Annotated in this window: 21 protein-coding genes and 1 other RNA gene; 4 read left to right on the top strand and 18 right to left on the bottom strand. The window is 27.8% G+C overall.

What is annotated here, in order from left to right; translation table 11 throughout:
- From QK892_RS13705 to QK892_RS13740, 8 genes are all read right to left on the bottom strand, one after another.
- Positions 1-902, bottom strand: a 902-nt coding sequence (locus QK892_RS13705; protein WP_317274106.1) for a MerR family transcriptional regulator, incomplete at its 3' end; no start/stop codon positions are given.
- A gap of 120 nt (positions 903-1,022) precedes the next feature.
- Entirely contained in the window at positions 1,023-1,238 is a 216-nt protein-coding gene (locus QK892_RS13710) for a phage holin (protein ID WP_317274107.1), read from the bottom strand.
- Between the two features lie 126 nt (positions 1,239-1,364).
- Positions 1,365-2,762, bottom strand: coding sequence for an aminopeptidase (locus QK892_RS13715; protein WP_317274108.1), 1,398 nt, complete (start codon positions 2,760-2,762; stop codon positions 1,365-1,367).
- Positions 2,763-2,791: 29 nt separating this feature from the next.
- On the bottom strand, positions 2,792-3,700 hold the full coding sequence (gene hprK, locus QK892_RS13720) for an HPr(Ser) kinase/phosphatase (RefSeq protein ID WP_317274109.1): 909 nt from the start codon (positions 3,698-3,700) through the stop codon (positions 2,792-2,794).
- A gap of 19 nt (positions 3,701-3,719) precedes the next feature.
- The gene (locus tag QK892_RS13725; protein WP_317274140.1) at positions 3,720-3,905 is read right to left on the bottom strand and encodes a DUF896 domain-containing protein; all 186 of its coding nucleotides are present in this window, start codon (positions 3,903-3,905) and stop codon (positions 3,720-3,722) included.
- A 599-nt stretch (positions 3,906-4,504) separates the two neighbouring features.
- Positions 4,505-4,696, bottom strand: a non-coding RNA gene (ssrS, locus tag QK892_RS13730) — 6S RNA.
- 66 nt (positions 4,697-4,762) lie between these two features.
- Positions 4,763-5,161, bottom strand: a complete 399-nt coding sequence (locus QK892_RS13735) for a hypothetical protein (protein WP_317274110.1) — start codon at positions 5,159-5,161, stop codon at positions 4,763-4,765.
- Between the two features lie 12 nt (positions 5,162-5,173).
- Positions 5,174-5,443, bottom strand: a complete 270-nt coding sequence (locus tag QK892_RS13740) for a DUF1292 domain-containing protein (protein WP_317274111.1) — start codon at positions 5,441-5,443, stop codon at positions 5,174-5,176.
- Positions 5,444-5,600: 157 nt separating this feature from the next.
- Here QK892_RS13740 and ytaF point away from each other — a divergent pair, with 157 nt between their 5' ends.
- The 3 genes from ytaF (at position 5,601) to speE (ending at position 7,850) form a co-directional block, all read left to right on the top strand.
- The gene (ytaF, locus tag QK892_RS13745) at positions 5,601-6,224 is read left to right on the top strand and encodes a sporulation membrane protein YtaF (protein ID WP_317274112.1); all 624 of its coding nucleotides are present in this window, start codon (positions 5,601-5,603) and stop codon (positions 6,222-6,224) included.
- Positions 6,225-6,575: 351 nt separating this feature from the next.
- On the top strand, positions 6,576-6,995 hold the full coding sequence (gene speD, locus QK892_RS13750) for an adenosylmethionine decarboxylase (protein ID WP_317274113.1): 420 nt from the start codon (positions 6,576-6,578) through the stop codon (positions 6,993-6,995).
- Positions 6,996-7,004: 9 nt separating this feature from the next.
- Complete coding sequence (gene speE / locus QK892_RS13755; RefSeq protein WP_317274141.1) at positions 7,005-7,850, top strand: polyamine aminopropyltransferase; 846 nt, start codon at positions 7,005-7,007, stop codon at positions 7,848-7,850.
- Positions 7,851-7,890: 40 nt separating this feature from the next.
- Here speE and QK892_RS13760 read toward each other — a convergent pair whose 3' ends face one another.
- From QK892_RS13760 to nrdD, 3 genes are all read right to left on the bottom strand, one after another.
- On the bottom strand, positions 7,891-9,618 hold the full coding sequence (locus QK892_RS13760) for a methyl-accepting chemotaxis protein (RefSeq protein WP_317274114.1): 1,728 nt from the start codon (positions 9,616-9,618) through the stop codon (positions 7,891-7,893).
- 120 nt (positions 9,619-9,738) lie between these two features.
- Entirely contained in the window at positions 9,739-10,239 is a 501-nt protein-coding gene (gene nrdG / locus QK892_RS13765) for an anaerobic ribonucleoside-triphosphate reductase activating protein (RefSeq protein ID WP_317274115.1), read from the bottom strand.
- A 12-nt stretch (positions 10,240-10,251) separates the two neighbouring features.
- Positions 10,252-12,372 (bottom strand): anaerobic ribonucleoside-triphosphate reductase, encoded by a 2,121-nt coding sequence (gene nrdD, locus QK892_RS13770; RefSeq protein WP_317274116.1) that lies wholly within the window; start codon positions 12,370-12,372, stop codon positions 10,252-10,254.
- A gap of 270 nt (positions 12,373-12,642) precedes the next feature.
- Between nrdD and QK892_RS13775 the strand changes: the two genes are divergently transcribed.
- Positions 12,643-13,953 carry an aspartate kinase gene (locus QK892_RS13775; protein WP_317274117.1) on the top strand — a complete coding sequence of 437 codons (1,311 nt, stop codon included), beginning with the start codon at positions 12,643-12,645 and terminating at the stop codon, positions 13,951-13,953.
- Positions 13,954-14,022: 69 nt separating this feature from the next.
- Here QK892_RS13775 and QK892_RS13780 read toward each other — a convergent pair whose 3' ends face one another.
- The 7 genes from QK892_RS13780 to QK892_RS13810 all read right to left on the bottom strand — a co-directional run bounded on the left by QK892_RS13780 (position 14,023) and on the right by QK892_RS13810 (position 22,136).
- Positions 14,023-14,499, bottom strand: a complete 477-nt coding sequence (locus QK892_RS13780; RefSeq protein ID WP_317274118.1) for a cupin domain-containing protein — start codon at positions 14,497-14,499, stop codon at positions 14,023-14,025.
- Between the two features lie 135 nt (positions 14,500-14,634).
- Positions 14,635-15,435 (bottom strand): response regulator transcription factor, encoded by an 801-nt coding sequence (locus QK892_RS13785; RefSeq protein WP_317274119.1) that lies wholly within the window; start codon positions 15,433-15,435, stop codon positions 14,635-14,637.
- A 3-nt stretch (positions 15,436-15,438) separates the two neighbouring features.
- Entirely contained in the window at positions 15,439-17,142 is a 1,704-nt protein-coding gene (locus QK892_RS13790) for a sensor histidine kinase (protein ID WP_317274120.1), read from the bottom strand.
- 62 nt (positions 17,143-17,204) lie between these two features.
- Positions 17,205-18,872, bottom strand: coding sequence for an ABC transporter permease (locus tag QK892_RS13795; RefSeq protein ID WP_317274121.1), 1,668 nt, complete (start codon positions 18,870-18,872; stop codon positions 17,205-17,207).
- On the bottom strand, positions 18,872-19,984 hold the full coding sequence (locus QK892_RS13800; RefSeq protein ID WP_317274122.1) for an ABC transporter ATP-binding protein: 1,113 nt from the start codon (positions 19,982-19,984) through the stop codon (positions 18,872-18,874). Before QK892_RS13800 ends, QK892_RS13795 begins: the two co-directional genes overlap by 1 nt.
- Positions 19,985-20,052: 68 nt before the next feature.
- A complete protein-coding gene (locus tag QK892_RS13805) occupies positions 20,053-21,084 on the bottom strand; it encodes an extracellular solute-binding protein (RefSeq protein WP_394855036.1) in 1,032 nt (343 codons plus the stop codon).
- A 260-nt stretch (positions 21,085-21,344) separates the two neighbouring features.
- Complete coding sequence (locus QK892_RS13810; protein WP_317274123.1) at positions 21,345-22,136, bottom strand: lipid II flippase Amj family protein; 792 nt, start codon at positions 22,134-22,136, stop codon at positions 21,345-21,347.
- Positions 22,137-22,176: the final 40 nt, after the last annotated feature.

The raw sequence follows: 22,176 nt of genomic DNA on the forward strand, positions 1-22,176 counted from the left end.
AAAAATAAATCTATAGACTCTTTTTTTATAGGTATATATTTAAAGTCTGTACAAATAAATATTATATTTTTTTTAGTTTTACTTCTTTCAATTACTGACTTTAAGTAAATATGTTTTTCAATATTATTATCTATTGCAATATATATACTGTCATCATTTAAATTGTCATATAGATTTCTTAATAAAAATCCTAAACCTGTTCCTATTTCTAATATCACCTTATTATTAAATCTAATTTTAAGAAGTTCATTACATACCCAGTCCAATCCCTTCCTTACGTTTAGAATATAATTTTCATCTGTTTCCTTTATATAATCTTCAATTATATTTATATACTCTCCCTCTCCTTTTCTTATAGAATGCTTATCAACAATTAATATTCCAGATTCAATACCATACTCCATACCGCAAGTGCATTTTAGCTTACCTTCCATTATTTGATTATTTTTTATATTTCCCTCTTCTAAATTTAAATTTTCTCCACAATTAATACATGACAATAAATTTAAATTTTTTATATCTATTCCTAATTCAAAGTTTCTTTTTGAATCTGCTATATTTATATTTTTTAATTGCTTTATCAATTTAGCTTCTATTTCTACTAACTCATTTATCTTTCCCCTTATTTCTTTTTGCTTTAGCGTAAATATATCTTGTAATACATTATTTGTTTCTGAATCACTAAGCTTTCCTAAAGTTTCATAAATAAAAATAGATTTAATTTCATTTAATGTAAAGCCTAAGGATTTTAAATTTAAAACATCCTCTAGCTCCTTTTGACATTTCTCATTAAATTCATATTGAGACTTATTTTTATATGGTATAACAAGGCCTAAATCTATATAATGCCTAACAGTTTCTATGCTTATTTTATTTATCTTACTAAATTCCCCAATCTTCATATACACTCTCACTTCTTATAATTGTATTAATTTAATTCTATATTACTTTGTTATACCTTTCAAATATTTCTAACTAAAAAAGGGCACTTTTACATGCCCCAGAGAAAAATATTATTAAGCCTATTTATTTATTTTGTCATCATTAAACCATTTTGCTTGTGTTGTTGGATTATTAACTATACCTAATGCAACTAATATAGATAATATAGTATTAGTTATAGCTTGATATTCTTCTGGAACTATATTTACACCAAAAGCACTTAATATCATTGGTATTAATGCAAGAATAGATACCCACAAACCATAGTTCTTAAATCTTGTCCAATCGAAATTCATAATATCCCTCCTCACCATGTTATATTTTATTCACACATTTTAAATATGTGAATAAAATAGGTGGAAATAAAAAGCTGTATAAATATAAGTAAAAAATCTTATATCTATACAGCTTTTATTTTAATATTAATTTGATTCTTCTTCTAAAAAGGCCTTATATCCTCTCATAGCTTCATAAATATCTAATTTACTTGCAATTTCCCAAGGAGCATGCATATTTTGAAGGGCTACGCCACAATCTATAACTTCCATATTATATTCTGCTAATATGTAAGCTATAGTACCGCCACCGCCTTGATCAACCTTTCCAAGCTCTGCAGTTTGATATACAACATTATTTTTATCCATTATATTTCTAAGCCATGCAATATATTCTGGATTAGCATCGTTACATCCTGATTTTCCTCTAGCACCTGTATATTTATTAAATACAAGTCCCTTACCAAAATAAGCAGAATTCTTCTTTTCCATTACAGATGGATAATTCGGATCAAATGCCGCTGAGACGTCTGAAGATAACATTTTGGAATTTGTTAATGCCCTTCTTAACTTTAAGCTTGAATACTCACCAAGCCTATCCATAACTTCTGCAACTGTATTTTCAAAGAATTTTGAATGCATACCTGTAGCTCCATTACTACCAACTTCTTCTTTATCAACTAATAATACTACACTTGTATATTTAGTTTTATCTACATCTAACATAGCCATTAAAGATGTATATGCACATACCCTATCATCTTGACCATAAGCCATTACCATACTTCTATCTAAGCCATATTCTCTAGCTCTTCCTGCTGGTACAACTTCTATTTCAGCAGATATAAAGTCTTCTTCTTCAAAATCATATTTTTCTTTTAATATGTTTAATATATTAGCTTTAACAGCATCTTTTTCTTCACCCTCTAGTGGAATACTTCCAACTAGTATATTTAAATCTTCCCCTTCAATTACTACATTTGCCTTTTTTTGAAGCTGATCTTGTGATAAATGTATTAATAAATCTGATATTCCTACTACTGGGTCACTATCATCCTCTCCAATTACCACATCTATCTTAGTTCCATCTTTTTTTACTACAACTCCATGTAAAGCTAGTGGAAGTGTAACCCATTGATATTTTTTAACTCCACCATAGTAATGAGTTTCCATCATTGCTAAATTTGTATCTTCATATAATGGATTTTGTTTTAAATCCAGTCTTGGTGAATCAATATGTGCACCTAAGATTCTCATTCCTTTTTCCATTGGTTCTTCACCAATTATAAATAAGGCTACAGTTTTATCCTTATTATTTACATATATTTTATCTCCACTTTTTAAATTTTCGTTATTTGCTATAATATCTTCTAAATCTCTAAAACCAAAAGCCATCGCCATATCAATACTAGTTAATACGCATTCTCTTTCAGTTTTACATATTGACATATAATCAATATATCCTTTACAAAAATCAAATAACTCATCTCTTTTTTCTCCTTGATAATTTAACCAAGGGTTTTTATTTCCATCACACTTACCCATATGATCCTCCATATAACATATATTTTATTTTATTCTATTATGTTATCCATTCTTCTCTCAATTATATCTACAGGTGTAACATCTGACATAAGAGAGTGTCTAAAATTAACTGCAGCAGCTTCTATAATTACAGCAATGTTTCTACCTGGTCTTACTGGTACCCTTAATTTTTTCACCTTCACACCTAAAATATCTTGACGTTCATCATTTAACCCTAATCTATCATAGTCTCCATCATCTTTCCAATGCTCAAAGTGCATAAGAAGTTGTATATCCTTTTCAGGAAGAATAGAGCTTAGTCCATACAGTGATGCTACATCAATAATTCCTATACCTCTAACTTCAAGCATACCTATAGTAATTCGTGGAGATTTTCCAATAAGCTCTCCATCAACTTCTTTTATATCTACTGCATCATCAGTTACTAATCTATGGCCTCTTTTAATAAGTTCAAGCGCAGTTTCACTTTTACCAATTCCACTCTCTCCTGTTATTAAAATTCCTATTCCATAAACATCTACTAAAACTCCATGAAGTCTCGTTTCAGGCGCTAATTTACCAGCTAGATAAATTGTTAATTTACTTATAAATTTAGTCGTTACTAAGTCTGTTCTAAGTAACCAACACTTATTCTTTAATGCTGCCTTTATTAATTCTGGTTGTGGTTCTAAATCTCTTGTTATAATAAGGCATTTTAAGTTGAAACTAAAATATTTATCTATTCTTTTTTTTCTTAACTCTACTCCCATTGTTTCTAAAAAGCTCCATTCGGCTTTTCCTATAACCTGTATTCTTTCTGGAGCAAAATAATTATAGAATCCTGTTAGCTGTAATCCTGGTCTATTTATATCATTTACTAAAATCTCTATCCCTTTTTCGCCTTCTGATAATACTTCTAAGTCAAAATCCTTTATTAACTTCTCAACAGTAACTGACATATTTATCACCCTTTATTTTCTATTTTTTTAATTCTACCGTCTCTAATTGCGCTCTAAAGTTATTTTTTACATTATCAATATATCTTCTTCTTAGTAATTGTTGTTCTTCTTTTTCCTCTTCGTTTAATCCTTCTTCTTTACTTTTTTTATAAAGTTCATTTATCCTCTTTATTACATCATCTATCTTCATATCTTTAATATCCATCATTAGTACATCCTTTCTTAAAATAATACTTAATTTCATTTTACCTTCATTTTTAATCAATATCAACTTTTATACTTTCGACATACGTAATTATTTACAATCATTAATATTAGCCTATCTATGGAATTATAACAGAATTTATTACTGTTAAAAAGTAAAAATTTACTCTTTATTGTAGATTTTTGTTTTATGATTTCATTTTACATATTTATACTTTTTGGTATAATATTGTTATAAGTCGATAGATTTTGTAAATAAATGGGGGTGCTTACTATGATTAAGAAAAGCAGAAGAAAATTAAGGCTAAAAAGAAATATACTTAATTTTTTATTAAAATACCTTTCTCCTAGCAATAAACTAATAATTTATTTATCACAAGATTTGGACAAGTTAATTTACAAGTCTCAAAAGAATATATATATTAATTATATTAGAAAAAACTTGCGTAGAAATATTTTTAAAAGGGTTGCTTAAAAACTTAACTGAATTTTAATTATGTTTGTATAAATTATATATGTTAAATTATTAGTATTAAACTTCAAAAACAGTTTAATACTTAAAATAAAAAATACCTCATATATTGAGGTATTAAATACATATATATTCCCAACATGCCGGTCACTTAAATATTCATACCTGCTCCTCGCAGGTGGGTTATGCTCACCAATCCTCTGCCTTCTCCTGTCATATTAATATGAATATATAGAGCCTGACATACTCTTAGTTTTTGCACATCCCGTATATTCAATGTAGGTTGAATATTATAAGCTTAGCGCACATCTCAGGATTTATTATAATTTAATTATATCATAAATTCTTGCACATGCAATAGAATATTTTCCCTTTGAAGTAAACCTTTAAAAAATAAATTCTTTTGCTACATCTTCTATTGTAATATCTACTTCTTCACTTGTAAATAATGCCATAAATTGCATAGATTCAAAATTCGATGAACTTATTTGAAATGCCATTATTTCTCCAGCAATATCTAACTCTTCAACAATTTCCTCTATAACATCAACAGCTTCATCATTACCATAGTCATAAAGATACGGTATAAAATATTCTTTATACCATTCGCTACTTTCTTCTTCATAATCACTTTCTTCATTCGAATAACTTCTAGCCGCACTTAATACATCTTCATCAAAATCTAAATAGAACTTTACAAGTAAAACTCCATCTTCATTTTTTAGTTCTTCTATTTCAGTAAAATTATTTTCTTCAAGTATTTCAATTATATTATTGCTATCCATAATAACCTCCGATTAATATAATAGTTTTTTATATTCCTTTTTTACTGCAAGGAATTCTTTATCGTCTTCAACTAAGTTTAACTCTTCCTTACCATCTACTTCATCTACTCTGAATACATAAATATCTTCACTTTCATCATCTACTGGAGCTAAAAGTAAATACTCTACTTCTTCTAAATAAACTTTTGCTACCGCTTCAAAATCTACTTTTTCTCCATTTTCATCTAAAAAGCTCATTATAACTTTTTCATCTTCACCAATATTTGTATTCTTTTTATCCATTTTATTCTCCTTTATTTTAAATGTCCACTTTATTTTATATTAAAACATAATTTTTTATAGTATACTATATAATTTTTAATATATAAAGTCATTTTATGTAACTTTATATATATTTTTTTATAATATATACTATCAATGTTTTTCAGAGGATAAATGCATGATAGAGATTTTATTATTAGTTTTATCTGTATCTATAGATTCATTCATAGCAAGTATTTCATACGGAAGCAGTAAGATTAAAATACCTTTAATTTCTGCATTGATAGTTTCAATTATATCGTCAAGTATGCTTGGAGTTTCATTAATAGTTGGGAGCTTTTTTCAAAATTTTATTTCTATAAATATTGCTAAAATTATTAGTTTTGTGATTTTGCTTTTACTAGGCTTTTATAGATTGTTTGAAGGGCTATTAAAATCTTATATAAACAATAAATCGACAGATTCATCTCCACTAAAATTCAAATTATTTGATTTTCATTTTGTGCTTCAAATTTATGCTAATGAAATAAAAGCTGACTTTGATAAATCTAAAATTTTATCATATAGAGAAGCTATATACTTATCTATAGCCTTATCTTTAGATAGTTTAGCTGTTGGATTTGGTAGTAGTTTAATAGTAATTAATTACATTCAAGTTTTTATTATTTCCATTATAATTGGTCTTACAGCTATTTTATTAGGAGCACATATAGGGAAAAAATTTATAGAAAGTGTAAATTTAAACCTTTCTTGGCTATCCGGAACAATGTTAATTATCTTAGCATTTTTAAGAGCATTTTAAAATCTATATTCTTTAGATACACTAAAAAGATGGAGGAGTTCTATACAATTCTTCCATCTCTTTTTCTATTTATTAACTATATCTAAAGATTACTCCTTCAATACTGAATAAAAATCTATACTCATATAACAAAACTATATTCACCGTAATTTCGTATATATTTTGTACAGAATTCTTAATTGACAAGATTCTTAACCATTGCTAAAATTATATAGTTAGTATAGTTTAACTTCAAGTTTACTATTACTAAACTTTTATGTAATTTTAGGAGGTTTCATGAGTGAAGCATTTTTATTAATTAAATATTTATCTATTGGATGGAAATAAAATTTATAATTTGGAGGGATTTTTATGAAAATTGAACAACTAGGAAGACATATTTTAGTGGAATACTATAATTGTGACAAGGATATTCTAAAAGATCATAGTATTATAGAAGAGCATATGAAAGAGGCTGCAATAGCATCTAATGCCACTATTGTTACAAGCTGTTTCCACAAATTCAATCCCTGGGGAGTAAGTGGTGCTGTTATAATCCAGGAATCTCATCTTACAATTCATACGTGGCCTGAATATGGTTATGCATCAGTAGATTTATTTACCTGTGGTGATACTGTTAATCCTTGGCTTGCATTTAAGTATCTTGAGGATGCGCTAAAAGCTGAAAGAAGTGAATCTACAGAAGTTGCAAGGGGCTTAGTTGATAAAGTTAAAACTTTTTCAAATGGTGCATACGACAATATTCAAGTAAAACATAAAATGGAGGTATAAGATATGGATATGGAATTATGGTATACTGAAAACCAAACAAAAAACGTAAATTTTTCCATGAAAGTTAAAAGTCACTTGTATTCTGAGCAAAGTCCATTTCAAAAAATTGATATACTGGATACTTATGAATTTGGAAGAGTACTTGTAATTGATAACTGGACGATGGTTACTGAAAAAGATGAATTTATTTATCATGAAATGATAACTCATGTTGCTATGGCTACAAATAAACACATAAAAAATATTCTAGTAATAGGTGCTGGAGATGGCGGTACTGTTAGAGAGCTAACGAGATATAATACTGTTGAAAAAATTGATATGGTTGAAATAGATGAAGCTGTTGTTAGAGCTTCTAAAGAATTCTTACCTTTTACATCAAACAAATTAGATGATAAAAGAGTAAATCTATTTTTTAAAGATGGTATTGAATTTATTAAGAACAAAAAATGTGCATATGATTTAATTATTATAGATTCTACTGACCCTATCGGACCAGGTGAGGGATTATTTACTACTGATTTTTATAAAAATTGTTACTCAGCATTAAGTGAAAATGGTATATTAATAAATCAATGTGAAAGTCCTTACTACCCTAATAATTCCAAAGAAATGAAGAGATCTTTTGATAAATTAAATAGTTTATTTGATATTTGCAAAGTATACCAATACAACATGCCAACATATGCATCAGGACATTGGATGTTTTGTTTTGCTTCTAAAAACCTAGATCCTATAAAAGATCTTGATGAAAACTATTGGAATTCCTTAGAATTATCTACTCAGTACTATAATACTGATTTACACAAAGGTGCTTTTATGTTACCCAATTATGTAAAAAAAATATTATCTGAATAATGAAAAGATACGCCTGTATAATGTACAGCGTATCTTTTTTTTAATTAATTTTAAATACTTCAATAGATTTCTTTAAATTATTTGAACTCTCTATTGCTAAATCTGAATTTGCTATAAATATTTCTGAGTTTTTATTCTCTTCTAAAATTCTATCTGTAATATTTGTTATTCCATTAGTTCCTTCAATAGTTGCTTTTGAAACAGATTTTGTAACATCAGATATTTCTTTTATAGCATTTAATAGTTCATTAGAAATTTTACTAAATTCATTAATTATATCATTTATTACTCTGCCATCCTTCTCATATGTATCTATGATACTTATCATATTATCAAACTCATTTTGTAAATCTTCATCCATGAACTTAATTAAACTATTTGATCCATTTATTAATCCATTAACTGAATTAGAAATATCACTACCTGTATTCTTAATCTTAATTACTGATTCTTTAGATGCTTCCGCAAGCTTCCTAATTTCTTCTGCAACTACTGCAAATCCTCTTCCAGCTTCTCCTGCCCTAGCAGCTTCAATAGATGCATTTAACGCTAAAAGATTTGTTTGTTCAGTGATTCCTATTATTATTTCTGATAATTCATAAATTTTATTAATTACTTTCGTTTGATTAATAGCTTCCTTTAATACTACTTTTGAATCATTTAAAATACTATTGGCACTCTTTAAATCTTTAGTAATAAATTTCTTATTATCTACAGCTCTATTAGAAATTTCTTTAGATATTTTAGCTCCTTCTTTAGCCTTATTATCTATAGATTCTATACTAGATTCTATATTGAAAATAGACTTATTTATTTCCTCGGTAGATGCAGATGTTTCCTCCATAATTGCAGTTACTTCCTCTGATGTAGCTGCCATACTTTCTAAACTTGTATTTAAATCATATATATTCTTATTAATTTTGTTTATAGCACCTTCTGTATTTTTTAATTGTTCTTTTACATTTTTTATTAATCCACTTAATGATTTCTTAATTGAATTTAGATTATTAAATATAATTCCAAGTTCATCTTTTCTTTTTAGATATTTTTTATTAATTTCTCTAGATAAATCTCCTTCAGAAATTATGTTCATTTCATTTACAGCTATATTTAGTGGTTTTACTATATTTCTGCTAATTACAATAGCTGATATTATTCCAATTAACAATCCTATTCCTGTACTCAAGCTTACTAATATTACTATTGATTGAGCTTTTTTTTCATTCTCAATTTTTATATTTTCCGCTAATGAGCTACAATAAGATGCTAATTTATTCAAATCATATCTTAGCCCTTCACCAATTTCAAGTTCAATTTCTTGAAATCTTTTTTTAGCATCTTCTCCTCTTCCATCTATCGCCAAATCAACTACTTCTTTTTGTTTTTCTCTATAGTTTTTTAATTTAGTTTCAATATTTATTGCTGCTTTACTAGTGGTATCATCATCAATATTTATTTTTCTAAAGTCATTATATGAGGTATCAAAGTTTTTTTGATTTATAAGTAGTTTTTCATATTCTTTTTTTTGATATGTAGGATTGTCTACATTTAAGATAATATTATATATATTCTCTTCAACTTTCGATTCCTCACTAAGAGCGTTTGACAAAATAAACACTGACTTAAAATTTTCATCATATATCTTTTTCATTCTTTCGTTTGCGTTACTTAATTGAGTTATTCCTATTACTCCAATGATTATCATTATTATATTTAGTATTAATGTCAAAATTATAATTTTAACACTTACTTTTAAATTGTTAAGCATTTATAAAACCCCTATTCATATAAAAATCAATACCATAATTATCATATAAAATACATATTTTGTCAAAGATTAATAAAAAAGGTATTTAGCAAGCTAATTTTCTTGCTAAATACCTCTTAATTATAATTCTATTATTGCAATTTTATTAGATTCCTTGCTCTTAACTACATCAATAACTCTTTGATTACTTGACCCTCTATACTTTAATGATATATTTCTCTTATCTAATTCAAATCTTCCATCTATAAGTACATCTACATATTTTAAAATACTACTTTTTTTATTACAACTTAATATATCCTCATAAAGATAACCAGACCATAACCAAATACTTTTATTTGTTTTATTCTTAATTCTTTCTAATAATCTAGGTAGATCTCCATCGTTAATTTGATCCATAGGTTCTCCACCTAAAATATTTACTCCTACTATATTAGGATTCATTACTTGCATAATGAATTTATCTTCAATTTCTTTGGTCCATTTTTCACCGTAGTTAAAATCTTGTAACTCCCTATTAAAGCAACCTTCACAATTATTTGTACAACCACTTACAAAAAGTGTAGCTCTTACTCCTGGTCCATTACTTACATCAAAATTTCTAATCTTTGCATAGTTCATAAAAAACCACCCTTATAAGTGTAATACTCTATCCCCTATCTCTGCCGTTCTTCCTTTGTTCCAGAAATTTGTTCCAATATATCCACAAGTTCTTCTCATTACTTGCATTTCTGCTTCATCATTATTTCCACAAGATGGGCAATACCAATTTAAATTATCATCTAATTTTATTTCTCCAGTATATCCACATTTATAGCATATATCTGGTTTAGTATTTATCTCTGCATATTGAATATTATGATAGATAAAGTTAATTATTTGTTCTATTGCGTCTAGATTCTTAGTCATATCTGGTACTTCAACATAAGAAATACAACCACCTAAACTAATTCCATGGAATTGTGATTCAAATTTTAATTTACTAAATGCATCTATTTCTTCACAAACATGAACATGATATGAATTAGTATAATATAGTTTATCAGTAACATTTGGTATAATTCCAAATCTTGCTTTGTCTAGCTTGCAGAATCTATAAATTAAATTTTCAGCTGGTGTACCATATAAACTAAAACCTAATCCCGTTTCATTCTTCCATCTTTGACAAGTTTCATTCATATGATTCATTACAGCTAAAGCGAATTTTTCTCCACTTTCAGTTGTATGACTTTCTTTGATCATAGCTTGAACCATCTCATGTATTCCTACATAACCTAATGATAATGTAGAATATCCATCTTTTAATAATTTATCTATCTTTTCACCTTTATTTAATCTTGCAATAGCACCATGTTGCCAGTGAATTGGAGAAACATCTGAAAGAGTTCCAAGTAACATATTATGTCTTGTTAATAAAGCTTCTTTACAAAGTTCTAATCTTTGATTAAGCATATCCCAGAACAGCTCCATATCACCATCTGCTATTATAGCAATTTGTGGTAAATTTAAGCTTACTACCCCTTGATTGAATCTTCCGTACCATTTATAGTCGTCATTTTTATCTTTCCATGGAGATAAGTGAGATCTACATCCCATTGGTGGAAATGTATTTCCCTCATAATTCTCTCTCATTATCTTAGCTGATTGATAATCTGGAACCAATCTTCTAGCAGTACATTTTGCTGCTAATTTAGTTATGTAATCATATTTTCCACCTTCAAGACAATTATGTTCATCTAATAAATAAACTAATTTCGGGAAAGCTTCTCCAATTTCTTGTCCCTTATAGTTTTTCATTCCTTCTAATCTTTGCCTTATCATTTCTTCACAAATTAATGCCATCTCCTCTTCATAAGGATGACCTTCTTCTATTTCTAAATAAATAGTACTAAAAGGGGCTTGTCCATTAGTTGTTTGTAAAGTTGACAATTGATATCTTATTGTTTGAACCCCATCTTTTAGTTCTTTCATCTTAGCATCATAAGCAAGTTTCTTAGCTAATTCTTCATCACCTAATAACTCTAAATAATGCTTATATGCTTTATCTTCAGTAACCTTTAAATATTTAGCTAAGTGCTTTACAGTAATACTTTGACCACCATATTGATTACTAGATACTTGAGCCATTATCTGTGTTGTTACTGTACACGCAGTTCCAAAGGATTTTGGTGATTCTACTAATTTTTCATTTATAACAGTTCCATTCTCAAGCATATCTTCCAAATTAATTAGACAACAATTAAAAATTGGTGCAAGTGTATAGTCCATATCATGCCAATGAATTGCTCCTTCATCATGGGCTTGAACTAAATGTGCTGGAATAAGTCTTCTTCTAGAAATATCTTTTGAAACCTCTCCAGCTATTAGGTCTCTTTGTGTCGCAGCTATTACAGAATTTTTATTTGAATTTTCCTTAATTACATCCTCATTAGTTTTATTTAAAAGACTCAAAATGCTTTCATCTGTAGTATTTGTATTTCTTTTAAATTCCTGAACAGCTCTATAGCCCTCATATGATCTTGCTGTTACAGATTGTCCATAGTGAAGTAATCTTTCGTAGACATACGCCTCAATTTTATTTATTGTAGGTGTTTCCTTCTCATTACGGAAATATTTTTCAGCATCATTTGCTATAAGTTTTGCTATGTCACCTAAATAAATACCGCTTCCGTTTTTCATAGCTTTTGTAATGGCTTCTCTTATCTTTGTTTTATCAAAGTCTACGATACTTCCATCTCTTTTAATAACCTTCATTAAATTATCAGCTCCCCCAAATTAAGATCTATCATTTTAATTATATAATAAACTAACTTCTATTGCATTTTTTGTAAATCTCATTTTCTTAAAAGAAACTATTATATTTTGATTTCTCTCAAATTTTTTATGCTTTAGCACTACTAACAGTTTTTTTATTTATTTATATAAATAAAATAAAAATTATATAATAATTCTATAAAATTTATTTGAGATTTTATTATATTATTGCTAATATATAGTAAATAATTATTTTAAGGGGGCTAAAAATTGAATAATATTGTAACGAAATTTGGGGGTAGTTCTTTAGCTGATGCTAATCAATTTAAGAAGGTTAAGGACATTATTTTATCTAATGATAAAAGAAAAATAGTTATTCCTTCAGCACCAGGAAAAAGAAATACTAAAGACTTCAAAATCACCGACCTTTTATATCTTTGTCATGGTCATATAGAATCAAGCATTCCACTAGATGATGTTTTTAATCTAATATCAAAAAGGTATAAAGACATAGTATCAGAGCTTAATCTTGAATTAGATATTGACTATTATTTAAATAAGATTAAAGAAGATCTTGAAAATGGAGCATCTAAAGATTATGCTGCAAGTAGAGGGGAATACTTAAATGGTATTATTCTTGCAAATTATCTTGATTTTGAATTCCTAGATGCTAAAGATGTTATATTATTTAATAAATATGGATGTATTGATACTGAAGCTACATATATAGCTTTACAAAATGTTCTTAAAAACAATACCAGATTTGTAATTCCAGGTTTTTATGGAAGTGATACTAATGGTAATATTGTTACATTTTCCAGAGGAGGCTCAGATGTTACTGGTGCTCTAGTATCAGCCAGTATTAATGCAGATTTATATGAAAACTGGACAGATGTTTCTGGTTTTCTTATGGCAGATCCAAGAATAGTAGAAAATCCCATGCAGATTAGAAAAATTACTTATAGAGAGCTAAGGGAATTATCTTATATGGGTGCTTCTGTTTTACATGAGGAATCTGTATTTCCAGTAAGAGATGCCGGAATACCAATTAATATTAAAAATACTAATAATCCAAATGATCCAGGAACATTAATTGTTAAGGATATGGAACCGGATTATGATAATCCAATAAAAGGAATAGCTGGTAAGAAGGACTTCACAGTTATTTCTATAGAAAAAGCAATGATGAATTCTGAGCTAGGTTTTTGTAGAAAAGTATTATCAGTATTAGAACAAAATAATGTATCCTTTGAAAATATGCCTTCTGGTATAGATACTGTTTGTGTTGTAATTTCTGATTCACAATTGAAAAACAAAACAGACATTTTAGTTGATGAAATAAAAAGGACTTGCACTCCTGATTCCATAGTAGTTCACCCTAATATGGCTCTAATTGCCACAGTTGGAAATGGCATGTCTTCAAATAAAGGTGTAGCTGCTAAAGTATTTAATTCTTTAAGTGAAGCAAATATCAATATAAGAATGATTGACCAGGGATCTAGCGAAATAAACATATTAATTGGTATTGAAAATGATGATTTTGAAAGAGGAATAAATTCAATATATAAAGCATTTATATAAATTAATAAAGGAGTTGTTGTAACAACTCCTTTATTAATTTTACTATTCAGTTTTCTAAATATGTATTTCTTAATTTTCTCTAGTTAACTTAATTATTATATCTTTATAGTTAGGATATAACTTTAAAAGATGCTCTCTTTTAAATAACTCAAATTCATTATATTCAAAAGCTGGTGAAACCATACAGCCAACTAGTGAATATCCATCATTATTCATTGCAGAGCCAAATATACATCCTTTTGGAACAAGTATTTGAGGACTCTCTCCATTATCTATATTCTTACCTAATTGACTTGTTATAAGCTCTCCTTCCGGAGTTATCATATAAATTGTTAAAGCTTCCCCATCATGGTAATACCATAACTCATCTGATTTTAATCTATGAAAATTAGAAACTTCACCTGTTCTTAAAAGAAAATAAATACTACTCCATAATTTTTTATCTTTTTTGACTTCATCACTTGAAATAAAAGATTCTTTAAAATATCCGCCCTCTATATGTGGATTCATATTAAGATTTTTTATATAATATTCTGCACTCTTCATTTCTCTTCCCCTAATTAATTTATTTTTATATAAGCTATTAATCTTATCTCAGTAAATATTAACTTTTATTCTTATAAAAGAAATTAGCCTATATCTACATTATATATTTCCATCTAATAAACACAATATAGTAAATTATTTAAATATAATACTATTACCCTTCATAAAATCTTTAGGTGAAAATTTAGTGTATTTTTTAAATACAGTACAAAAATTCTTATAATCCCCAAAACCAACTATATCTGCAATCTCATAAACCCTATATCTATCTTTTTCCTTCATCATTAATTCAACTGCTTTTTGTACTCTATATTTGTTTAACATATCTAAAAATGTATATGATGTCTCTTTTTTAAACTTTCTACTTAAATAACTTGGACTAATTCCAAGTTCATCTGCTAATCCTTCTATACTAAGTTTTTCATTATACTCTTCCTTAATCTTATTTATTGCATACTTTACATAAGTGTTAACTTCTTTTGAGTCAATATATATCTTGAGATTTGTTAATTCAAACTTACCTTTATTTTCAGTATGACTCTTAATCTTCTCGTAAATCTTTCTTTCATCAATTTTTTCCTTAATTCTTAATACTGTTTCAAACAACTCTGATTCATTTATAGGCTTTAAAATATAGTCACTTACTCCAATAGAAATTGCTTTTTTAGCATAATCAAATTCACCATAGCTAGTTAAAATTATACTTTCGAAATCTCTAGCATCTCCTGCTATTTTAAGCATTTCCAATCCATTAATAAAAGGCATTTTAATATCCGTAATTACTAAATCTGGATCTAAATCTCGTATAAGTTTTAGCCCATCCTCACCATCTTCAGCTTCTCCAACGACAATAAACCCCAATGATAACCAATCAATGGTATGAACTAATCCTTTCCTTATTATTTCCTCATCTTCAACTATTATTAGCTTATACAATATTTAAACCTCCTTTCTTAAGTAAGGTAAAACTATAGTGATATTTGTTCCTTCTCCTTCAACACTTTGTAAATCAAGTCCATATTCATCTCCATAAATAAGCTGGATTCTTTTTCTAATATTATATAGTCCTATTGTATCAGTATCATTTTGCTTTTTACTTAATAATTTTTTTAAATAATTCATTCTTTCACTTTCAATTCCTGAACCATCATCTTTTATTACAATATTTATCTTGCCATCCTTAATTATTGAACTTATTTCTATATTAATTGAAGCTTTATTTTCAAAGCCATATTTTATTGAATTTTCTATAACTGGCTGTAATAACAATTTAGGTACAACTGCATCTAAAACTTCCTCTGTAATATTTATTTTAAATTGCAACTTATCTCCAAACCTATATTTTAATATCTTTAAATAACTATTGATATATTCGATATCATCTCTTAGTTTAACTGAATGTATTTCATTATTAATTCCATACCTTAAAAGTGAGGATAAATTTATAATAATATCTCCAGCTGCATCTTTATCTAGCTTTATCATAATTCTTATTGTCTCTAAAGTATTAAATAGAAAGTGAGGATTAAATTGTGCCTCTAGTTGCTTTATTTCACTTTGCATTCTAAGTGCCACTTCTTCCTTATTACTTTCTATCAAATTCTTAATATCTAATAACATATTATTATAAGCTTTTGCAATTATTCCAAACTCATCTTCTGAATTAATTTCTAGCTTAGTATGTAAGTTCCCTTCTTGAATACTTTCAATAGCTTTTACAATTTCGTCAATTTTACTTGTCTTACTATAAGATACCTTTTTAGATATAAAGAGCATTAAATAGAAAATAATTAAAAAAAGAGCAAATAGAAAAATTCCTCCTACAAAAAAGGCTCTATTAAAAACATCAAGATTAGTTATAGAATAAACACTAAGATTAGTCTCTTTTAATGAGGTAGTTTTTATGTAATATCTATTTCCATCAATCTTTACATATCCATACTTTTGCCTAAATTCATTTTTTAATCTATATAATTGATCACTATATTTGTTATTTGTTGCAGCTATGATATTATGCCTATCTGTAATAATAATATCACTTGTGGTATATCCTGTAATCAAATCGAAAATATCTTCTTCTGAAAAGTCAAACAGTATATACCCTATAATTTCATTATTATAAATAATAGCTTTTCCTAATGTTAATATACCATATGCATACTTACCTTCATCTACTTTATTAACCATCGTAATTACTTCTTTTTGTCTTAATTTCATTCTACTAAATATACCCCACATAAAGAGATTGTCCTCATTGATGTACTCTGGTTTAATATTTTTGTTAGAGATAATCATATTTCCTTCTTTATCAAAAACATAAAAATTACTTTTCACTGTTCTTTTATTAACAAATTTATATAAGACTTCGTACACCTTTTGTGGTTCCATACCCTCTTGAATTATAGAGATTAACCCTTCATCAAGTGACATAGTATCGATCAATGAACTGTATTCAGTTAAATTTTCTTTCATTAATTCTGATACATTATTGTTACTATTATTATTTTCTTTAACTATTAAATTCTTACCCCATAAAAATAAAACTATATAAGCAATTAAAGAAACTAATATTATAGGTACAATAGCATACCAAATTATTGTACTTCTAATAACATCACTGTATTTCTTGATTTTTTTATCCATAATTTCGTTCCCCTTATTACAAAAAAGGACCAGCAAAGCTGGCCCTTACAAGTATACTTATTCTAAAGATTAATTTCTTTGCTTCCCGAAAACTTAAAGAATATTAATAATGATATTACTGTAGTAATCGTTAATATCGTAGATAAGGCTGCTGCTGTACCATAACTTGCTCTTATAACTTCAGTATATATAGATACTGATAAGGTTTTCGTACCGCCTGTGTATAATATAACAGACGCACTTAACTCATTTATTACTGTTATCCAGCTAAGTATAGCTCCTGCAAATACTCCTGGTAACATCATTACAGCTGTTACTTTAAAGAAAGTCTTAACTGGAGAATAACCTAAGCTAATAGATGCTTCTTCCATACTAGGACTAATTTGATAAAGTATTGCTGCGCTTGATCTTAATGTATATGGTAACCTTCTTACTACATATGCTACTATTATTATAACAAAAGTACCACTTAAAACCAATGGTTTTTTGTTAAATGCAAGTAGTAAAGTTATACCAAGTACTGAGCCTGGAATTATATATGGGAACATAGTTATAGTATCAATAACTGATGTAAGTGCATTTTTTCTTCTTGTTGATATATAAGCTATGAACATTCCTAGAATAACTATGATTACTATAGCAATTATTCCATAAGTATAGGTATTTGTTATTGCAGATCCAAGTTTATCAAATACAGTTGTATAACTTTTCAATGAAAACTCATTAACAAATCTTGAACCTTTTGTATTTAAAAATGACGTATATATTACTGTTAATTGAGGTATTATAGCAAGAAATACAACAAAGTAAACAAATAAATGTGCAAATATATTTTTAACACCCTTTAAGTTTTTAGCTACCATTGGTCTTAATGAACTCATTGTAAAAGATTTTTTATTTACTACATATTTTTGTACTATAAATACTATAGAAGTAATTAAAACCATTATTGTAGCTAAAGCTGCTGCAAAGTTTGCTTGTCCACCAACTTCACTAATAAATTCTGAGTAAATTAATACAGGCATTACATTATAACCTTCTCCTATTAACATAGGAGTACCGAAATCAGCTAAAGCATTCATAAATACTAGTAATCCACCTGCTAAAAGAGTTGGTAGTATTAATGGCAATATTACTGTAGCTATTTTTTTTATTGGTTTACATCCAAGACTTTCTGCTGCTTCTAATAAAGATACATCAATTTTCTTTAATGCTCCAGAAACATATAAATATATAAATGGATATAGCTTAAGTGTGAAAACTAAAAGAATCCCTGCAAAACCATAAATAGGAGGAAGACTAATTCCAAAATAATTTTCAAAGAATTTAGTAATCACGCCACTTCTACCACCAAGTAATACCCAAGAATAAGCTCCTATAAATGGTGGTGATAGCATAGAAATAATTACTAATACTTCTATTAACTTTTTACCTTTAATATTAAAGGCAGTAGTTAAATATGCTAAAGGTGCACCTATTAATATAGCTAAAATTGTTACACAAATAGTAACTGTAAAAGAGTTTATTAATGCATTATAATAATATTTCTTTTGGAAAAACCTCGCAAAATTAGCAAATGTAAATTCACCAGTTGCCGCATCTTTAAATCCACTTAAAAATAATGAGAATAAAGGATATATGAAAAACAGTAAAAATATAAGTGCTATTACCAAAGTTACAATGGTCCAAAAATCAAATTTTAATTTAAACTTTACTTTTTCTTTTGCCATTAGTTTTCACTTCCTTTTACTAAGTTTTCCTCTCCATCTTCAGTGAAAACATTAATCTTCTTAGGATTCACCTCTAAAAATAGACTGTCTCCTTCACTATAAATATGTTCTGCTGTACCAATGTCTTGTGATAATTCTATAGATGGTTGCCCTTCCAATACTTCATCATTATTAAAAATAATCTCATAATTAGTATATCTTCCTAGGAAAGTTGCTGTCTTTATTTTAGTTTCTAATCCTTTATTAGAAATAATGAATTCTTCTGGTCTTACTGCTAGAATAACTCTTTGTCCATTTTCAACTTTGTTTTTTAAATTATCCATTTTTACAGTGTAGCCCTTTTCAAACTTAACAAAGGTTGTTCCATCTTTTATCTCAATAGTTCCTTTATACAAGTTAGAATGTCCTATGAAAGTAGATACAAAAACATTCTTAGGTCTTGTATATATTTCTTTTGGAGTTCCAACATGTTGAACTATTCCATCCTTCATAACAGCTATTCTATCAGAAATTGCAAGTGCCTCTTCTTGATCATGTGTAACATAAACAGTTGTTATACCAACCTCTTTTTGAACATCTCTTATAGCACTTCTCATCTCAACTCTTAATTTCGCATCTAAGTTTGAAAGGGGCTCATCCATAAGTAGAACGCTTGGATGAATTACTATTGCTCTTGCCAAAGCAACTCTTTGTTGTTGTCCACCTGACAATCTTTCAGGTAATCTATCTTTATATTCATCTATTTTTACTACATTTAATATATCTGAAACTTTCTTTTCCATTTCTGTTTTTGTAAGCTTTCTTAATTTTAGTCCGTATTCTACATTTTGCTTTACAGTTAAGTGAGGAAAAATAGCATAGTTTTGGAATACCATACCTATATTTCTCTTATGAGCTGGAATATCATTGATAACTTTATCTTCAAAATAAATCTCTCCACCTTCAATGCTATTAAAACCTGCTATCATTCTTAAAAATGTTGTTTTACCACAACCTGAAGGCCCAAGTAGAGTGAAAAATTCTCCATTTTCTATATCTAAATTTAAATTAGGAATTACAACATTATCTCCATATTTTTTAATTATATTTCTTGCTTTAATTGAAACGCTCATTTTTACTTCCTCCTTTTTAGAAAATTAGTCTACAACTTTTATGAAGTAGACTAATTTTAAAATCATCTTTATTTACTAGTAAATATTTCTTTAAATTTATCTATCCAAACTTGTTTATTTGCTGCTACTACATCTGCATCATCTTTTATAATATTAATATCTTCCATAGCCTTTAAACCTTCTGCTGGATCTACATCTTTTCTTACAGATCTTCTGCTTAACTCAGATGCAACTAATGTTTGAGCTTCTTTGCTAGTTACGAAATCAATAAATTTCTTAGCATTGTCCATATTTTTAGCGCCTTTAATTATTGCAACACCATCTGGTTTAGAAATAACTCCTTCTTCCATATAAACAAGCTTTACAGGTGAACCATCTTTAACATATTTTGCTCCACCTTCTTCAAAAGTTAAACCAACTGTATATTCTCCATCAGCTACTCCTTTATAAACAGCAGATGAACCTGATAATAATTTACCATCTAAATTCTCAGCTAACTTATCTGCATAATCCCATCCTTTTTCAGGATCTCCATTACCCATTGCATAAAGCATATTTACTAAATGCTCAAATGATGATGAGGATTTTGCTGGGTCTGCATGAGCAATTTTTCCTTTTAATTCTGGATTTAATAAATCTTCATAACCTTCTACTTTAATATCACCAATTAAGTTAGTATTAACCATAATTACACTTGGAATGTCAGAAAATCTTGTTATTGATCCTTCAACATTCTTATTTTGATCTAGTATATCGTCTTCATTAACTGATTTATATTGTTCAAACAAATCTGCCTTTGGTTGTAATGTTCCTATTGATCCCCCCCACATTACATCGCCTAGTGGGTTGTCCTTTTCAGATTCGACACGTTTTAATAATTCTCCAGTACCAGCTGCTACAACCTCTACTTGAATTCCAGTTTCATTTTCAAACTCTGCTACTATTGGATCAATAAACTCTAATGGATGAGGACAATAAACAACTAACTCTTTAGAACCTGTATCCTCACCTGCTGATCCTGTTGTCTCTGTCTTTTGACCACATGAAATCATACCAACCATCATTGAAGCACATAATAATGTAGCTAAAACTTTTTTCATTTTTAAATCCCCCTTAATCTTTTATAATTTTCTCTTTTCTTTTGATACTTTTATGATATCAGATGTAAACGTATAAACAAATCCTATAATCTGCATAAATATCTCAATTTATGAACTAAATATATATAAATAATATCAGCACTAAAATAAAGGTCGCTTTACAGCAACCTTTATTAATAATATATAAGATTATTCATTAAGTAACTCTCAAACAGCTCCAAATTTAATATTATTTTTATTTGAAAATCAATATAAAATTTTTATATATAGTTTGCAACAAAAGCTATTAAGTATGATGCCGGAATAAATAATACTAATGCTGCAAAAGTCCCCACAATCTTGCTACCAACCATCCCAATTACACAACCTCTAAAGTCTTCTTCACTACACTTTCCCTCAACAACATCATCAGTCATTATGGATAAATGTGGATCAATAATAATAGAGGTTAATATAGTTGCAGTACCATTAATAATTGGTGAAAGTGATAAGCAAACCGTTCCAAGTTCAGGAACTATACTACCTGCATATATAGGCGCAAATGCTCCTGCAGTCATTATTGTGACAGAAATACAATTATAAAATAAAATTCTTTTAGGAAGATTTTTAAAATTAATGCTTGTTAAACTCTCTTTTACTGGAATCGCTATACTATCCCTCATATATTTAACCCCAGTTTTTGAAAAACTATGAATAATTAACTTTGGTATGGATTTTTCAATTGAAAAATGATTTACAGCTTTACTAAATGCCTTTTGGAAGGTTGGAATTAAAAAAGCTCCAACTATAGACGCTAAACCAGAAATTATAATTATTAAATTAAAAATTTTAATTAGCTCATTACTATTAGGATTAGTTGCAACAAACTTTGTTAATAAAGGAGATTGAAAAGTTACTGCTGTTCTAGATACTATCATAAGTACATTAAATACAGCAAAAGTCACAGCTATTTTCCCTGTTCTAACTCCTACTAATCTTGTAGAATATGCTAATGTTCCAATTAATGAAATTATAAAATTTAATATCAATACTATTATTATTTGAGCATCCATATAAACTCCTTCATAATCCACTTAAATATAGGTAAATAAC

The sequence above is a fragment of the Clostridium lamae genome, from assembly GCF_033043255.1.
Classification (GTDB): Bacteria; Bacillota; Clostridia; order Clostridiales; family Clostridiaceae; genus Clostridium; species Clostridium lamae.

What these genes read in the sequence shown, in the direction of transcription:
- ytaF (WP_317274112.1), top strand. Translation starts at nt 5,601, where the DNA reads ATGATAGAGATTTTATTATTAGTTTTATCTGTATCTATAGATTCATTC.
- QK892_RS13790 (WP_317274120.1), bottom strand. Translation starts at nt 17,142, where the DNA reads ATGGATAAAAAAATCAAGAAATACAGTGATGTTATTAGAAGTACAATA.
- speD (WP_317274113.1), top strand. Translation starts at nt 6,576, where the DNA reads ATGAAAATTGAACAACTAGGAAGACATATTTTAGTGGAATACTATAAT.
- speE (WP_317274141.1), top strand. Translation starts at nt 7,005, where the DNA reads ATGGAATTATGGTATACTGAAAACCAAACAAAAAACGTAAATTTTTCC.
- QK892_RS13800 (WP_317274122.1), bottom strand. Translation starts at nt 19,984, where the DNA reads ATGAGCGTTTCAATTAAAGCAAGAAATATAATTAAAAAATATGGAGAT.
- QK892_RS13710 (WP_317274107.1), bottom strand. Translation starts at nt 1,238, where the DNA reads ATGAATTTCGATTGGACAAGATTTAAGAACTATGGTTTGTGGGTATCT.
- QK892_RS13795 (WP_317274121.1), bottom strand. Translation starts at nt 18,872, where the DNA reads ATGGCAAAAGAAAAAGTAAAGTTTAAATTAAAATTTGATTTTTGGACC.
- QK892_RS13810 (WP_317274123.1), bottom strand. Translation starts at nt 22,136, where the DNA reads ATGGATGCTCAAATAATAATAGTATTGATATTAAATTTTATAATTTCA.
- QK892_RS13715 (WP_317274108.1), bottom strand. Translation starts at nt 2,762, where the DNA reads ATGGGTAAGTGTGATGGAAATAAAAACCCTTGGTTAAATTATCAAGGA.
- nrdD (WP_317274116.1), bottom strand. Translation starts at nt 12,372, where the DNA reads ATGAAGGTTATTAAAAGAGATGGAAGTATCGTAGACTTTGATAAAACA.
- hprK (WP_317274109.1), bottom strand. Translation starts at nt 3,700, where the DNA reads ATGTCAGTTACTGTTGAGAAGTTAATAAAGGATTTTGACTTAGAAGTA.
- QK892_RS13740 (WP_317274111.1), bottom strand. Translation starts at nt 5,443, where the DNA reads ATGGATAAAAAGAATACAAATATTGGTGAAGATGAAAAAGTTATAATG.
- nrdG (WP_317274115.1), bottom strand. Translation starts at nt 10,239, where the DNA reads ATGAACTATGCAAAGATTAGAAATTTTGATGTAAGTAATGGACCAGGA.
- QK892_RS13735 (WP_317274110.1), bottom strand. Translation starts at nt 5,161, where the DNA reads ATGGATAGCAATAATATAATTGAAATACTTGAAGAAAATAATTTTACT.
- QK892_RS13805 (WP_394855036.1), bottom strand. Translation starts at nt 21,084, where the DNA reads ATGAAAAAAGTTTTAGCTACATTATTATGTGCTTCAATGATGGTTGGT.
- QK892_RS13760 (WP_317274114.1), bottom strand. Translation starts at nt 9,618, where the DNA reads ATGCTTAACAATTTAAAAGTAAGTGTTAAAATTATAATTTTGACATTA.
- QK892_RS13725 (WP_317274140.1), bottom strand. Translation starts at nt 3,905, where the DNA reads ATGGATATTAAAGATATGAAGATAGATGATGTAATAAAGAGGATAAAT.
- QK892_RS13780 (WP_317274118.1), bottom strand. Translation starts at nt 14,499, where the DNA reads ATGAAGAGTGCAGAATATTATATAAAAAATCTTAATATGAATCCACAT.